This is a genomic window from Pseudomonas sp. PS01300, assembly GCF_029960155.1.
Classification (GTDB): Bacteria; Pseudomonadota; Gammaproteobacteria; order Pseudomonadales; family Pseudomonadaceae; genus Aquipseudomonas; species Aquipseudomonas palmensis.
This window is the reverse complement of the sequence record NZ_JASCPN010000035.1, coordinates 1-15502: the sequence shown is the minus strand read 5'-3', so window position 1 is coordinate 15502 and position 15502 is coordinate 1. Positions and strand designations below refer to the sequence as shown.

Genomic DNA, 15502 nt, shown 5'->3' with positions numbered 1-15502 from the left:
GAGTTTCGCAGGGGCCAGCAGGCACCTGCCCGAGGAGATAGCATGATTGTTCGTCCCGTACGCAGCAGCGACCTACCGGCGCTGATCGAGCTGGCGCGCAGCACCGGCACCACCGGCCTGACCACTCTGCCGGCCAACGAAGAGCGCCTGGCCCACCGGGTGGGCTGGGCCGAGAAGACCTTCCGCGGCGAAGCCGAGCGTGGCGATGCCGACTACCTGTTCGTGCTCGAGAACGACGAAGGCGAAGTGGTGGGCATTTCGGCCATCGCCGGTGCCGTTGGGCTGCGTGAACCCTGGTACAACTACCGGGTGGGCCTGACCGTCAGCGCGTCCCAGGAACTGGACATCTACCGCGAGATCCCCACGCTGTTTCTGGCCAACGACCTGACCGGCAACTCCGAGTTGTGCTCCCTGTTTCTGCGCAGCGACTACCGCAGTGGCCTCAATGGTCGTCTGCTGGCCAAGGCTCGCCTGCTGTTCATTGCCGAATTCAGCGAGCTGTTCGGCAACAAGATCATTGCCGAAATGCGCGGCATGTCCGACGAGCAGGGCCGTTCGCCCTTCTGGGAGAGCCTGGGCCGACACTTCTTCAAGATGGAGTTCAGCCAGGCCGACTACCTGACCGGGGTCGGCAACAAGGCGTTCATCGCCGAGCTGATGCCCAAGTTCCCGCTGTACACCTGCTTTCTGTCCGAGGCGGCGCGCAATGTGATCGGGCGCGTGCACACCGATACCGAACCGGCGCTGGCCATGCTGCAGAGCGAAGGCTTCAGCTATCAGGGCTACGTCGACATCTTCGACGCGGGCCCGGCGGTCGAGTGCCAGACCAGCAAGATTCGCGCGGTGCACGACAGCCAGGCCCTGGTGCTGGCGATCGGCACGCCGGGCGACGATACCACCCCTTTCATCATCCACAACCGCAAGCGCGAGGACTGCCGTATCACCGCAGCGCCCGCGCGCTTGGCTGCGGGCACCCTGGTGGTCGACCCGCTGACGGCCAAGCGCCTGCGCCTGAGCGCCGGTGACCAGGTACGTGCGGTGCCACTGTCCGCAGCACGGGAGGCCAAATAATGACCACGCACTACATTGCCGGTACATGGCAGGCCGGCCAGGGCGAGGCCCTGCAGTCGCTGAACCCGGTCAGCCAACAGGTGATCTGGCAGGGCCAGGGCGCCGACGCGGGGCAGGTCGAGGCCGCGGTACAGGCTGCGCGTCAAGCCTTTGCTGGCTGGGCTCGCCAGCCGCTGGAGGCGCGTATCAGCGTGCTCGAAGCCTTTGCCGCGAGCCTCAAGGCCCACGCCGATGAACTGGCCCGCTGCATCGGCGAAGAAACCGGCAAGCCGCTGTGGGAGGCCACCACCGAAGTGACCAGCATGGTCAACAAGGTGGCCATTTCGGTGCAGAGCTACCGCGAACGTACCGGCGAGAAGAGCGGCCCGCTGGCTGACGCCACGGCGGTACTGCGGCACAAGCCCCACGGTGTGGTGGCGGTGTTCGGCCCGTACAACTTCCCGGGCCACCTGCCCAACGGGCATATCGTGCCGGCGCTGCTGGCCGGTAACAGCGTGGTGTTCAAGCCCAGCGAGCTCACGCCGAAAGTGGCCGAGCTGACGCTCAGGTGCTGGATCGAGGCCGGGCTGCCGGCTGGCGTGCTCAACCTGGTGCAGGGGGCGCGGGAAACCGGGGTGGCCCTGGCGGCCAACCCCGGCATCGACGGCCTGTTCTTCACCGGCTCCAGCCGCACCGGCAACCTGCTGCACCAGCAGTTCTCGGGGCGCCCGGACAAGATCCTGGCCCTGGAGATGGGGGGCAACAACCCCCTGGTGGTCGACCAGGTGCAGGACCTGGACGCTGCGGTATACACCATCATCCAGTCGGCCTTCATTTCCGCCGGCCAGCGCTGCACCTGTGCACGCCGCCTGCTGGTACCCCAAGGCGAATGGGGCGACACCCTGCTGGCGCGGCTGGTGGCCGTAAGCCGGAACATTTCGGTGGGCGCGTTCGATCAGCAGCCGGCGCCGTTCATGGGCTCGGTGATCTCCCTGGGGGCGGCCCGCGCGCTGCTCGATGCCCAGGCCCAGTTGCTGGCCAGCGGCGCACAGTCGCTGCTGCCGATGACCCAGCCACAGGCCGATGCGGCGTTGCTGACCCCGGGCATCATCGACGTGACCTCGGTGGCCGAGCGCCCGGACGAGGAGTTCTTCGGGCCGCTGCTGCAGGTTATCCGCTACAGCGATTTCGATGCCGCGATCCGCGAAGCCAACAACACCCAGTACGGCCTGGCCGCAGGGCTGTTGTCCGATTCCGAGGCGCGCTACCAGCAGTTCTGGCTGGAAAGCCGCGCCGGTATCGTCAACTGGAACAAGCAACTGACCGGTGCCGCCAGCAGCGCACCGTTCGGTGGTGTCGGGGCCAGTGGCAATCATCGGGCGAGCGCCTATTACGCGGCCGACTACTGCGCCTACCCGGTGGCGTCGCTGGAGGCATCCAGCCTTGTGCTGCCCGCCACGCTGACGCCCGGCGTCACCCTATAACAACAGCTTCACGGAGCCTTAGCCGATGAAATCATTTGAAGTGAATTTTGATGGCCTGGTGGGGCCGACGCACAACTACGGCGGGCTGTCCTACGGCAACGTTGCTTCGCAGAGCAACAGCCAGCAGGCATCCAACCCGCGTGAAGCGGCGCGCCAGGGCCTGGCGAAGATGAAGGCGCTGATGGAGATGGGCTTTGTGCAGGGCGTACTGGCCCCGCAGGAGCGTCCGGATGTGGCTGCGCTGCGTCGCCTGGGCTTTGGCGGCAGCGATGCGCAGGTCATCGAGCGGGCGGCCAGGGAGGCGATGCCGTTGCTGGTCGCCAGTTGCTCTGCGTCCAGCATGTGGGTGGCCAACGCCGCCACGGTCAGTCCGAGCGCCGATACGGCCGATGGACGCGTGCACTTCACGGCGGCCAACCTGAACTGCAAGTACCACCGCAGTATCGAGCACCCGACCACCAGTCGTGTGCTGGGCGCGATGTTCGCCAATACGCAGCACTTTGCCCACCATGCCGCGTTGCCGGCGGTGGCGCAGTTCGGTGACGAAGGTGCTGCCAACCACACGCGCTTCTGCCGTGCCTATGGCGAACCGGGCGTGGAGTTCTTCGTGTTCGGGCGCAGTGCATTCGATGCGCGCTACCCGGCGCCGCACAAATACCCGGCCCGCCAGACCCTGGAGGCTTCCCAGGCGGTTGCCCGGCTGCATGGCCTGAGTGCCGACGGCGTGGTCTATGCTCAGCAGAACCCTGCCGTGATCGACCAGGGCGTGTTTCACAACGATGTGATCGCGGTGGGCAACGGCGAGGTGCTGTTCTATCACGAGGACGCCTTCCTCGACACCGAAGCGGTGCTGGCCGAGCTGCAGGCTAAACTGGCCGGATGTGGCGGCAAGTTCAAGGCCATCTGCGTGCCGCGGGCCCAGGTGATGGTCGAGGACGCCGTGCGTTCGTATCTGTTCAACAGTCAGTTGCTGTCCCGTGAAGACGGTTCGATGCTGCTGATCGTGCCGGAGGAATGCCGCAACAACGAGCGGGTCTGGGCCTATCTGTCGGCCTTGACCGGCCAGGGCGGGCCGGTGACCGAGGTCAAGGTCTTCGACCTCAAGCAGAGCATGCAGAATGGCGGCGGCCCCGCGTGCCTGCGTTTGCGCGTGGCGCTCAACGAAACGGAACTGGCGGCCGTCAACCCAGGGGTTATCATGACCGCGCCGCTGTACGACACCCTGACCCAATGGGTCGACAGGCACTACCGCGACAGCCTGAGCGAACGCGACCTGGCTGACCCGCAGCTGTTGCTGGAATGTCGCACGGCACTGGATGAGCTGACCCAGATCCTCAAGCTGGGTTCGGTGTATCCGTTCCAACTCCAACCTTGAAAGAGAACTCGATTATGTCCGATGCCCTGCAGCTGATCCTCGAAGATGAAGATGGCACCCAGCTGGAAACTTCCTGCACCCGTTTTGCCGTGCTGTGGCAAGGCAAGGAAGTGTGGATTCAGCAGGATGGCCGCGGCCAGCTGCTGATCGGTGTCGATGTTGAAGAAGGCGACGCCGAGTATGCCAACCTGCTGCTGCGCCCGCTGGCCACCAACCTGGTGAGCCTGCAGCTGGAAATGGAGCCGGCCGATGCTGGCGAAGATGACGACCACGTCCACGGCCCCGATTGCGGGCATCACCACTAAGGAACACCGCCCATGCTCGCCCTCGGCAAACTGCTTGAACTGACCCTTGCCGGTCGTGAACCGGCAGAGAAGACCCAGCTGACTGTCGAAGGCGTGCGCATGCGCTGGCTCGACGAGGGGGCGCTTGAAGTGACCCCGCCCGAGGGGCGTGACAATGGCATGGACCTGCTGCTGTCTGCGGGTATTCATGGCAACGAGACTGCACCGATCGAGTTGCTCGACGAGCTCCTGCATGGCATTGCCAGGGGGGAGATCAAGCCGCGGGCGCGTGTGCTGTTCCTGTTCGGCAACCCCGAGGCGATGCGCACGGGCGCGCGGTATATCGAGCACGACGTCAACCGTCTGTTCAACCGGCGTCATGAGCAGTCCAGTGGTGTCGAGGCATTGCGTGCCTGTGCGCTGGAGCGTCTGGCAACGGCCTTTTTTTTCTATAAAGAGGGCCGTACCCGCCTGCACTATGACCTGCACACCGCCATTCGCGGCTCCAAGATCGAGCAGTTTGCGCTGTATCCCTACAAGGAAGGCCGTCAGCACTCGCGTCGGGAACTGGCTCGCTTGCGCGCCGCCGGCATGCAGGCTGTGCTGCTGCAGAGCAAGCCTTCGATCACCTTTACCGCATTTACCTACGAAACCCTGGGGGCCGAAGCGTTCACCCTCGAGCTGGGCAAGGCGCGGCCGTTCGGCCAGAACGGCGAGATCAAACTCGGTAAGCTCGAAGCGCGGCTCAGGGCGATCATCGAGGGTAACGAGCCGGCTGAAGATGAAGGGATCGGCGGGCTGCAACTGTTCAGCGTCGCGCGCGAGATCATCAAGCACAGCGACAGCTTCCACCTGCACCTGCCGGCGGATATCGAGAACTTTTCCGAGCTTTCCAGAGGGTATCTGCTGGCCGAGGACCTGGCCGAGACGCGCTGGGTTGTCGAGGAGGAGGGCGCGCGGATCATTTTCCCGAACCCCAAGGTGAAGAACGGGCTGCGTGCGGGGATGCTGATCGTGCCTGCGTCGGATGAGCAGTTGGTCTGAAGATGAAACACCTTCGCCGGCAAGGCCGGCTGCTACAGGTGTCGCGCATCCCGTAGCAGCCGGCCCTGCCGGCGAAAGGGGCAGTGCAATCAGCCCGCCATCTTCTGCGGTACTTCATTGCGGCGCAGCGAGCGCAGCTTGAGCAGGGTGTCGGCGCAGGTCACTGCCGCTTCGGCGCCCTTGTGCACGAAGTGATCGAAGAAGAACTTCTGGTGCTCGTCGCCGGCATGGAAGTGATGCGGGGTCAGTACCACCGAGAACACCGGCACTTCGGTTTCCAGCTGCACCTGCATCAGGCCGCTGATCACCGACTGGGCGACGAATTCATGGCGGTACAGGCCGCCGTCCACCACCAGGCCTGCAGCCACGATGCCGGCGTAACGGCCGCTGCGGGCCAGCAGCTTGGCGTGCAGCGGGATTTCGAAGGCACCGCCGACTTCATAGAAGTCGATATCGCTCAGCTGATAGCCTTGCTTGGCCATCTCTTCGACGAAACCCTTGCGGCTCTGGTCAACAATATCCTTGTGCCAGCAGGCCTGGACGAAGGCGATGCGATCGTTGTGATGGCCTTTGCTGTCGATTGGGGTAGCTTGCATTGAAACGAACTCCTGTTTGTATGAGAAACAGGGCAGTGGATCGAAGGGGATTGTCGTTGCGCAGATGTGCAGACGCAGGCACTCGCGTGCCTATCCCGCTCTCTCTTTATCCGGACTATGACCGTCGGCCCTGGAATCACACCGGGTCTGCTGACCTTGCAGGGTTGCCTGCAAGCGCTCGCGGGCTATGCGCAATGGGCGCAATTACCGCCGGTGGGGAATTGCACCCCGCCCTGAGAACGTGCCGCCAGTGGCTGACGACGCACACGTTGTAGCATAGATGTCGGCAGAACGTATAGCCTGCTAAGCAAACCGCGCCGGATGAAGGTCATTTCATCCTCAAATGGCGGTTGGCGATGTATAAACTCACTGCACCTCGTGTTAAGGCTCGATATAATGCGGCCCTTTGCCGTCGTTTCGTCAATTTGACGCAGGCCGCCGTTTCCGTGGAAGAACCTATGAAAAGCGCAGAAATCCGTGAAGCCTTCCTTCGCTTCTTCGAAGAGCAGGGCCATACCCGAGTTGCCTCCAGCTCCTTGATCCCGGGCAACGACCCGACCCTGCTGTTCACCAACGCGGGGATGAACCAGTTCAAGGACTGCTTCCTTGGCCAGGAAAAGCGCGCGTACACCCGCGCCACCAGCAGCCAGAAGTGCGTGCGCGCCGGCGGCAAGAACAGCGACCTGGAAAACGTCGGGTATACCGCGCGTCACCATACGTTCTTCGAAATGCTGGGCAACTTCAGTTTCGGCGACTATTTCAAGCGTGATGCCATCACCTACGCCTGGACCTTCCTCACCGGCGTGCTGCAACTGCCCAAGGAAAAGCTCTGGGTCACCGTGTATGCCACCGATGACGAGGCCTACGACATCTGGACCCAGCACATCGGTGTGCCGGCCGAGCGCATGGTGCGCATTGGCGACAACAAGGGCGCGCCCTACGCCTCGGACAACTTCTGGACCATGGGCGATACCGGCCCGTGCGGCCCGTGCACCGAGATCTTCTATGACCACGGCGCCGACATCTGGGGTGGCCCGCCAGGCTCGCCGGAAGAAGACGGTGACCGTTACATCGAGATCTGGAACAACGTCTTCATGCAGTTCAACCGCACTGCCGACGGCGTGCTGCACCCGCTGCCTGCACCGTCGGTGGACACCGGCATGGGCCTGGAGCGCATCAGTGCGGTGATGCAGCATGTGCATTCGAACTATGAAATCGACCTGTTCAAGAACCTGCTGAGCGCGTCGGCTGCCGCCATCGGCTGCAGCAACGAAGACCAGTCGTCGCTCAAGGTAGTGTCGGACCACATTCGTTCGTGCAGCTTCCTGATTGCTGATGGCGTGCTGCCTTCCAACGAAGGCCGTGGCTACGTGCTGCGTCGCATCATTCGTCGCGCCTGCCGTCACGGCAACAAGCTCGGTGCCACCGGCAGCTTCTTCTACAAGATCGTTGCGGCGCTGGTTGCCGAGATGGGCGAGGCGTTCCCGGAACTCAAGCAGCAGCAGGCCAACATCGAGCGCGTGCTCAAGGCCGAGGAAGAGCAGTTTGCCAAGACCCTGGAGCAGGGCCTGAAGATCCTCGAGCAGGACCTGGCCGAACTCAAGGGCAGCGTGGTGCCCGGTGACGTGGTGTTCAAACTGTATGACACCTACGGTTTCCCGATGGACCTGACGGCCGACATCGCCCGTGAGCGCAGCCTGACAATCGACGAAGTCGGTTTCGAGCGCGAGATGGAGGCGCAGCGTGAGCGCGCGCGTTCGGCCAGCGCCTTCGGCCTGGACTACAACACCCTGGTCAAGGTCGATGTGGCCACCGAATTCACCGGTTATGCCACCACCGAAGGCGCTGCCAGCGTCGTTGCACTGTACAAGGACGGCAAGGCCGTCGAGCAGCTGGGTGAAGGCGAGGAGGGTGTGGTGATCCTCGACCGCACGCCGTTCTACGCCGAGTCCGGCGGCCAGGTGGGTGACTGCGGGTACCTGCAGGCCGGTGCCGTCCGCTTCGATGTCCGTGACACCACCAAGACCGGCGGTGCCTTCCTGCACCACGGTGTGGTTGCCAGCGGCAAGCTGAGCGTCGGTGCCCAGGTTGAAACCCGGGTCGATGCGCAGGTTCGTCATGCCACCTCGCTCAATCACTCGGCCACCCACCTGCTGCACGCGGCATTGCGTCAGGTGCTGGGCGAGCACGTACAACAGAAAGGCTCGCTGGTCGACAGCCAGCGCCTGCGTTTTGACTTCAGCCATTTCGAGGCGGTCAAGCCAGAGCAGCTCAAGGCGCTGGAAGACATCGTCAACCGCGAAGTGCGCAACAACACCGAGGTCATGACCGAAGAGACCGACATCGAGACTGCCAAGCAGAAGGGCGCCATGGCGCTGTTCGGCGAGAAGTATGGCGACAGCGTGCGCGTGCTGAGCATGGGCGGTGATTTCTCCGTCGAGCTGTGCGGCGGCATCCATGCCAAGCGCACCGGCGATATCGGTCTGCTCAAGATCATCAGCGAAGGCGGTGTGGCCTCCGGGGTGCGTCGTATCGAAGCGGTCACTGGCGCCGCCGCACTGGCCTACCTGAACGCTGCCGAAGAGCAGCTCAAGGAAGCTGCCCAGCTGGTCAAGGGCAGCCGCGAGAACCTGGTCGACAAGCTGTCGGCGGTGCTCGAGCGCAACCGTCAGCTGGAAAAGCAACTGGAGCAACTGCAGGCCAAGGCCGCCAGTGCTGCCGGCGATGACCTGTCTGCCAGCGCAGTCGACGTCAAGGGCGTCAAGGTGCTGGCCGCGCGTCTGGACGGGCAGGACGGCAAAGCCTTGCTGGCCCTGGTCGACCAGTTGAAGAACAAACTCGGCCGCGCAGTGATCCTGCTCGGCAGTGTCCACGAAGAAAAGGTCGTACTGGTCGCAGGCGTGACCAAGGACCTGACCGGCCAACTCAAAGCCGGTGATCTGATGAAGCAAGCCGCTGCAGCGGTGGGCGGCAAAGGCGGTGGTCGTCCGGACATGGCGCAAGGCGGTGGCGTGGATGCCGCAGCGTTGGACGGTGCACTGGCTCTGACCGTGCCATTCGTAGAACAGGGTGTCTGAAGCGCCCGGTGGCCCGCCATCCGATGGCGGGCCCTGGCGTTGGGTAATTGTGTTTATTGGGTGCCCTTCACGGGCTGAGGCGGCTTTGAAATGGCGTTGATCGTACAGAAATTTGGCGGCACCTCGGTGGGCACGGTCGAGCGCATCGAACAGGTTGCCGACAAGGTGAAGAAGTTCCGCGAGGCTGGCGACGACCTGGTGGTCGTGCTGTCGGCAATGAGCGGGGAAACCAATCGTCTGATCGAGCTGGCGAGGCAAATCAGCGATCAGCCGGTTCCGCGCGAGTTGGACGTGATCGTGTCCACCGGCGAGCAGGTGACCATCGCGTTGCTGGCCATGGCGCTGATCAAGCGGGGTGTGCCTGCGGTGTCCTACACCGGCAACCAGGTGCGTATTCTCACCGACAGTGCGCACAACAAGGCGCGCATCCTGCAGATCGATGATCAGAAGATTCGTGCCGACCTCAAGGCAGGTCGCGTGGTCGTGGTAGCCGGTTTCCAGGGCGTTGACGAGCACGGCAGCATCACCACGCTGGGGCGTGGCGGTTCCGATACCACCGGCGTGGCTTTGGCGGCTGCATTGAAGGCTGACGAGTGCCAGATCTACACCGACGTCGATGGTGTCTATACCACCGATCCGCGCGTGGTGTCCCAGGCGCAGCGGCTGGACAAGATCACTTTCGAAGAGATGCTGGAAATGGCCAGCCTCGGGTCCAAGGTGCTGCAGATTCGGGCCGTGGAGTTTGCCGGCAAGTACAACGTACCGCTGCGTGTACTGCACAGTTTTCAGGAGGGTCCGGGTACCCTCATTACTATTGATGAAGAGGAATCCATGGAACAGCCGATCATTTCCGGCATCGCCTTCAATCGCGATGAAGCCAAGCTGACCATTCGCGGTGTGCCGGATACCCCGGGCGTGGCATTCGGGATTCTGGGCCCCATCAGTGCAGCCAATATCGAAGTCGACATGATCGTGCAGAACGTTTCGCACGATAACACCACCGACTTCACCTTCACCGTACACCGCAACGATTACGAAAAGGCGCAGAAGGTACTGGGTGAAACCGCCCTGAAGCTCAATGCCCGCGAAGTGGTGGGTGATACCAAGATCGCCAAGGTATCGATCGTGGGTGTGGGCATGCGCTCGCATGCGGGCGTTGCCAGCCGCATGTTCGAATCGCTGGCCAAGGAGAGCATCAACATCCAGATGATCTCCACTTCGGAAATCAAGGTGTCGGTGGTTATCGAAGAGAAGTACCTGGAACTGGCTGTGCGTGCCTTGCACACCGCTTTCGAACTCGACGCGCCTTCCCGTCAGGGCGAGTAAGCGTTGTGCTCACTGGGGCGCGGCCTGGCCGCGCCCTTCGTGTTTTTGAACGGTACAAGAAACCTGTGGGTTGTCGGGTGTCGGTCAACGTTCAGGCGTAGGTCCGCCGCTGTTCTGGCGGCGGGTTGAAGCCCTTTTTTTTGCAGACTGTTATCCCTGAACTGAATTGCGTGAGGAGAAAGGTATGTTGATTCTGACTCGTCGGTGCGCAGAGAGCCTGATAATTGGCGACGGCGAAATCACCGTGACCGTGCTCGGCGTCAAAGGAAACCAGGTACGGATTGGGGTGAACGCGCCCAAGGAAGTGGCCGTGCACCGTGAGGAAATCTACCTGCGGATCAAGAAAGAGAAGGACGAAGAACCAACCCATTAATTTTTATCGATATTTTTTCAAAAAAGGGTTTGCAAACGGGGAAGGCTCTGGTTATTATACGCCCCGTGTTGCGGAGAGGTGGCCGAGTGGCCGAAGGCGCTCCCCTGCTAAGGGAGTATACCTCACAAGGGTATCGGGGGTTCGAATCCCCCCTTCTCCGCCATTATTCATGTAGGGCGCTGTAATCTTGCTTGAATCGCTAAGTAGTTGAAATTAAACGAAAAAGTGGTTGGCAAATCGATTAAGCGGTCTATAATGCGCGGCAACAAATGCACTCGTAGCTCAGCTGGATAGAGTACTCGGCTACGAACCGAGCGGTCACAGGTTCGAATCCTGTCGAGTGCACCATACGACGAAGTAGTTTCCAGTCTGGAAGTTGCCTCAGTTTCAACCAGAGGTGATCTGGTCCATCAAGTACCAACCCTGCACTCGTAGCTCAGCTGGATAGAGTACTCGGCTACGAACCGAGCGGTCACAGGTTCGAATCCTGTCGAGTGCACCATACGACGAAGCAGTTTCCAGTCTGGAAGTTGTTTCAGCTTCAACCAGAGGTGATCTGGTCTATCAAGCGCCAACCCTGCACTCGTAGCTCAGCTGGATAGAGTACTCGGCTACGAACCGAGCGGTCACAGGTTCGAATCCTGTCGAGTGCACCATACAACAGAAGGCCCGCTTTTAAGCGGGCCTTCTGCTTTTCGGCTTTTCACTTTTCCGTAAGGCGCGATGAATAAACTGTCATCGATGCGTTTACCGGCCTCTGCTAACTTTTGCGTCTTCAATGTGTTCTTTGGGGTGTGCCAGCCGTCGCACTGTCAGAGCTGGACGTTGTCACAGCTTTATCTCGCAAGCGATTGTTCTGGCCAATATTTTCAGCCCGAGCAGCCCAAGCCGTGTATGATTGCGCCCGTCAGCTCCGCCGGGGCTTGTGGAATACCACCATGGACTTACCCAGTAGTTACTCAATAGCTTGTTTTGCCAATCACGATCTGACTGATTGATTCTCCTGGCGTGCTCCGCTGCTGGGAGTGGAGTACGCGTATGACCGAAAGTGAAGTAAAAAAATCGCAAGAAAGCCTGCAGGATCGCCTGGCCCAGGTGGTCGAATTGCTGCAGCGCCAACGAGTGGTCGAAGACCTGACACATCGTCAGGAAGGGCACCATAACGATCGGGTCGAAAATCTCGTACACCGCCAGAATCTGGTCGAGCTGCAACGCAAGCTCGATGATCTGCACTCCGCTGACGTTGCCTACATTCTCGAAGCCCTGCCGCTGGATGATCGTCTGACGGTCTGGCAACTGGTCAAGGCCGAGCGTGATGGTGACATCCTGCTCGAGGTATCCGATTCGGTTCGGGAAACCCTGATCGCCGACATGGACGATCACGAGCTGCTTGCCGCTGCCAAGGAGATGGACGCCGACGAGCTGGCCGACCTTGCGCCGGAGCTGCCGCGCGACGTCGTGCATGAGCTGATGGAAACCCTCGATGCCCAGCAGCGTGAGCGCGTACGCTCCGCGTTGAGCTATGACGAGGACCAGGTCGGTGCCTTGATGGACTTCGAGATGGTGACCATCCGCGAGGACGTCAGCCTTGAGGTGGTGTTGCGTTACCTGCGCCGGCTCAAGGAGCTGCCAAGCCATACCGACAAACTGTTCGTGGTCGATTACGACGGCAAGCTCAAGGGTGTGCTGCCCATCAAGCGGCTGCTGGTGAACGACCCCGACAAGCAGGTTGCCGAGGTGATGGCCAGTGACCCGGTGAGTTTTCATCCCGATGAAGACGCCTACGATGCGGCACAGGCCTTTGAGCGCTATGACCTGATTTCGGCACCGGTGGTGGACAAGAGCGATCGCCTGATCGGCCGTTTGACCATCGACGAAATGGTCGACCTGATCCGTGAGGAAAGCGAGAACGAAGTCCTCAACATGGCGGGTCTGCGTGAGGAGGAAGACATCTTCGCCTCGGTCTGGCGTTCGCTTCGCAACCGTTGGGCATGGCTGGCAATCAACCTGATCACGGCCTTTGTCGCTTCGCGAGTGATCGGCCTGTTCGAGGGGTCGATCGAGAAGCTGGTGGCGTTGGCTGCACTGATGCCCATCGTGGCCGGTATCGGGGGCAACTCCGGCAACCAGACCATTACCATGATCGTACGTGCCATGGCGCTCGATCAGGTCAGCCCGGGCAATACTGCGCGATTGATGCGCAAGGAGCTTGCGGTGGCCTTGATCAATGGCCTGGTGTGGGGGGGCGTGATCGGCGTTGTGGCCTACCTGCTCTATGGCAGCTGGTCGCTGGGGGTAGTGATGACTGCGGCGATGACCCTGAACCTGCTGTTGGCGGCCCTGATGGGCGTTCTTATCCCGATGACGCTTGCCCGAATGGGGCGCGATCCTGCGATGGGCGCAAGTGTGATGATCACTGCCATGACCGACAGTGGCGGGTTCTTCATCTTCCTGGGCCTTGCTACGATCTTCTTGCTGTAAAAAGGCAAGGCATAAAAAAAGCCAGCGAAAGCTGGCTTTTTTATGCGTGGGTGGAATCAGGAAGCGTCTGCGGCCATCTCGACGTCATGGGCGATCAGTGCGACCAGAGCATTTTGCTGGCGATGGGACAGCTGGCGGAAGCGTTGCAGCAGTTCACGTTCGTGCAGTGACAGCTCTGGGCTGTCCAGGCGCATGCTCAGCTCGTCGCCCAGTGCACCTTCCTGAATAAGGCTCTGCTCCAGGCGTGCAATGATCTCGGAGTTCATGCTGCGGTGGTGGTTACGCGCAACCTCGGCAATGCGCTCACGCATTCCGTCTGGCAGGCGGACGACAAATTTGTCAGCGGTGCGGCTTGAGTAGATAGCCTGTTTCATTGGGCGCATATAATTGACCGGTTTAGTTCAGGGGGAAGCGGTTCTCGAAATCGGCCGCACGATGAGTGTTACGACCATCGTTAAGACAAAATGTTCAACCTGGAGTACGAATGAGGTCTTCATCATGCCTCAGTGTCGCCAGTTCCTTGGCGTCAATTCTGTGACAAATATTGAACTGGGTAAAGGCGTTATGCCAGTACCAATTATCAGAAATGCGCACTGGTTTGAAAAGTTTTCATTTGGCGCTCGGCCTGGCCACCTCGGCGGCTCGACTTTTCATCACCGGCAAAGGCGCAAAGACCGTGCAATGCGCCTAAAATGCGCGAGCTTTCCTTTCTCTGAGCATAGTGGCTATGCAGTATGACGCAAGCGACGTTCCCTTGGCGGGGGCGGGCAGGGTGATCTATTTGATGGGGCCGTCCGGTGCCGGCAAGGACAGTCTTCTGGATGCGGCGCGTGAGCTTTTGCTGGCAAGCCAGGTGCGCATTCCTAAGCGTGTCATCACTCGCTCCGCCGAGGCGGTGGGGGAGGACGCAGTCGCCGTATCGGTCCAGCAGTTCGAGCAGATGGCTGACCGTGGCGAATTTGCCCTGCAGTGGCGCGCCAATGGGTTGGCTTATGGGGTTCCTGCTTATATAGATGCGTGGCTTGCCGAAGGCTGGCACGTGATGGTCAACGGGTCGCGCGCGCACCTGCCGGTGGCGCAGGCGAAGTACCCGGACCTGTTGCCCATATTGCTTTGTGTGAATCCGCAGGTATTGCGCGGGCGATTGCTTCAACGGGGCAGGGAGGGGCAGCACGAGATCGAGCAGCGAATGGCGCGCAACCAACAGTCCATGACACAGGTTGATGATCGGGTCCGGCGGGTGGACAACTCGACCAGTCTTGACGATGCAGTGCGCCGCCTGCTGATGGTTTTGCAGGAGGCAGGCGTACGTGCCTGAGGCTGGAAACCACCTACTGGTAAAAAGCGCAGAGACGACATGACAAATCCTGGCTCGCTGGGTAACATGCTCGCCGTTCCGTATGGCGGGCCATGTACGCCAGACGCATGTCTCAGTAGCTCAATTGGATAGAGCATCCCCCTCCTAAGGGGAAGGTTGCAGGTTCGAACCCTGCCTGGGACACCATCCTTCGTTCGAGGGCTGGCTGCTTCCTGCGCTTTACCTTCTCTTCTTCTGCTCCATCCATCCCTCCTCGTTTCTGCGCATGATTCGCTACCTTGGCTGACGTTCGTGCTGCCCCCTGGCGAGCCTCCTTCTACCTGTGAGCCCGAATTCCGATTTAACATCCGCTGCGAGCCGGCGCCTGCAGGCTCGCAGCGTACTCATGTAGTCCAATGCCGCACAGGAGAGCTTATGACAGATGCCCCTTACCGATTCACCCTGGGCGCTGACGCCGATGCCATGGCAGTGGTGCGTGAAGGGCTGCGCCGCTTCAACATCGAACAGATCGGCCCTTACACCTATGAAGATTTCCAGCTGTATGCCCGCGATGGCGGGGGCCAGGTGAGAGGTGGGCTGTTCGGTCATTTCGCAATGGGTTGGCTCTATATCGACTACTTCTGGTTGAGCGATGCCGCACGCGGTCATGGGTTGGGCAGCGAACTGCTGATGCGAGCCGAAGAGGAGGCGCGGGCGCGGGGCTGCACCGGTTTGTTTCTTTATACCTATAGCTTCCAGGCCCCTGACTTCTACCAGAAGCAGGGATACCACATCATGGGGATGCTGGAGGATTGCCCGCCTGGTTATCAGCGCTACTACCTGAAAAAGACGCTTCAGTCTTGAAATGCTCATGCTGACCCTATGTGCCGAGGTTATTTTGAAATAAACCCTTGACGCACAATTTAATCTCTCTATAATTCGCCCCACTTCCGGCGCAGTCGGAACGAAAAACTCCTTGAATATCAATGAGTTGGACGTTTCAGGTCAGGCTGGAGGTGCTTCGATCGAAAGATCGGCAGCGGTGAAAAAGGTGGTTGACAGCAGGTTGTAACGCTGTAGAATTCGCCTCCCGCTACGAGAGATCGAAGCGAGTC

The 15502-nt window shown here is 60.9% G+C and carries 13 protein-coding genes, 5 tRNA genes and 1 riboswitch; of the genes, 16 read left to right on the top strand and 2 right to left on the bottom strand.

The genetic code is table 11. The features are described 5' to 3' along the window. The first annotated feature begins 42 nt into the window (after positions 1-42). From astA to astE, 5 genes are read left to right on the top strand one after another with little or no spacing between them, the layout of a single operon-like run. Complete coding sequence (astA, locus tag QMX96_RS16955) at positions 43-1071, top strand: arginine N-succinyltransferase (RefSeq protein ID WP_282362071.1); 1029 nt, start codon at positions 43-45, stop codon at positions 1069-1071. Beyond that, complete coding sequence (gene astD, locus QMX96_RS16950) at positions 1068-2534, top strand: succinylglutamate-semialdehyde dehydrogenase (protein WP_173925083.1); 1467 nt, start codon at positions 1068-1070, stop codon at positions 2532-2534. The genes astA and astD overlap by 4 nt, the downstream gene beginning before the upstream one ends. Before the next feature lie 25 nt (positions 2535-2559). Next, on the top strand, positions 2560-3909 hold the full coding sequence (gene astB / locus QMX96_RS16945; RefSeq protein ID WP_282362070.1) for an N-succinylarginine dihydrolase: 1350 nt from the start codon (positions 2560-2562) through the stop codon (positions 3907-3909). 14 nt (positions 3910-3923) lie between these two features. Then, positions 3924-4214: a hypothetical protein gene (locus QMX96_RS16940; protein WP_043860292.1), complete on the top strand. Its 291-nt coding sequence runs from the start codon at positions 3924-3926 to the stop codon at positions 4212-4214. Between the two features lie 12 nt (positions 4215-4226). Then, complete coding sequence (astE, locus tag QMX96_RS16935; RefSeq protein ID WP_043860293.1) at positions 4227-5237, top strand: succinylglutamate desuccinylase; 1011 nt, start codon at positions 4227-4229, stop codon at positions 5235-5237. Between the two features lie 89 nt (positions 5238-5326). On the opposite strand, the gene QMX96_RS16930 is transcribed toward astE, so the two are convergent. After that, a complete protein-coding gene (locus QMX96_RS16930) occupies positions 5327-5833 on the bottom strand; it encodes a 6,7-dimethyl-8-ribityllumazine synthase (RefSeq protein WP_043860294.1) in 507 nt (168 codons plus the stop codon). A gap of 93 nt (positions 5834-5926) precedes the next feature. Then, positions 5927-6078, bottom strand: a riboswitch (FMN riboswitch). 213 nt (positions 6079-6291) lie between these two features. Between QMX96_RS16930 and alaS the strand changes: the two genes are divergently transcribed. The 8 genes from alaS to mgtE all read left to right on the top strand — a co-directional run bounded on the left by alaS (position 6292) and on the right by mgtE (position 13090). Continuing rightward, on the top strand, positions 6292-8910 hold the full coding sequence (gene alaS, locus QMX96_RS16925; RefSeq protein ID WP_043860295.1) for an alanine--tRNA ligase: 2619 nt from the start codon (positions 6292-6294) through the stop codon (positions 8908-8910). A 90-nt stretch (positions 8911-9000) separates the two neighbouring features. Continuing rightward, positions 9001-10236, top strand: coding sequence for an aspartate kinase (locus QMX96_RS16920; RefSeq protein ID WP_043860296.1), 1236 nt, complete (start codon positions 9001-9003; stop codon positions 10234-10236). Between the two features lie 184 nt (positions 10237-10420). Beyond that, positions 10421-10609: a carbon storage regulator CsrA gene (csrA, locus tag QMX96_RS16915; protein WP_010226667.1), complete on the top strand. Its 189-nt coding sequence runs from the start codon at positions 10421-10423 to the stop codon at positions 10607-10609. A gap of 72 nt (positions 10610-10681) precedes the next feature. Then, positions 10682-10772 (top strand) — tRNA-Ser (locus tag QMX96_RS16910). 108 nt (positions 10773-10880) lie between these two features. Beyond that, positions 10881-10957, top strand: a tRNA-Arg gene (locus QMX96_RS16905). Between the two features lie 77 nt (positions 10958-11034). Further along, positions 11035-11111 (top strand) — tRNA-Arg (locus QMX96_RS16900). A 77-nt stretch (positions 11112-11188) separates the two neighbouring features. After that, a tRNA-Arg gene (locus QMX96_RS16895) sits at positions 11189-11265 on the top strand. A gap of 382 nt (positions 11266-11647) precedes the next feature. After that, positions 11648-13090: a magnesium transporter gene (gene mgtE / locus QMX96_RS16890; RefSeq protein WP_043860297.1), complete on the top strand. Its 1443-nt coding sequence runs from the start codon at positions 11648-11650 to the stop codon at positions 13088-13090. A gap of 56 nt (positions 13091-13146) precedes the next feature. Here the strand turns inward: mgtE and QMX96_RS16885 are convergent, their stop codons facing one another. Further along, positions 13147-13473 (bottom strand): Arc family DNA-binding protein, encoded by a 327-nt coding sequence (locus QMX96_RS16885; RefSeq protein ID WP_003254499.1) that lies wholly within the window; start codon positions 13471-13473, stop codon positions 13147-13149. 344 nt (positions 13474-13817) lie between these two features. Between QMX96_RS16885 and phnN the strand changes: the two genes are divergently transcribed. The 3 genes from phnN to QMX96_RS16870 all read left to right on the top strand — a co-directional run bounded on the left by phnN (position 13818) and on the right by QMX96_RS16870 (position 15251). Next, complete coding sequence (gene phnN / locus QMX96_RS16880) at positions 13818-14408, top strand: phosphonate metabolism protein/1,5-bisphosphokinase (PRPP-forming) PhnN (RefSeq protein ID WP_058540771.1); 591 nt, start codon at positions 13818-13820, stop codon at positions 14406-14408. A 109-nt stretch (positions 14409-14517) separates the two neighbouring features. Then, a tRNA-Arg gene (locus QMX96_RS16875) sits at positions 14518-14594 on the top strand. 228 nt (positions 14595-14822) lie between these two features. Further along, positions 14823-15251 (top strand): GNAT family N-acetyltransferase, encoded by a 429-nt coding sequence (locus tag QMX96_RS16870; protein WP_054916581.1) that lies wholly within the window; start codon positions 14823-14825, stop codon positions 15249-15251. Positions 15252-15502: the final 251 nt, after the last annotated feature.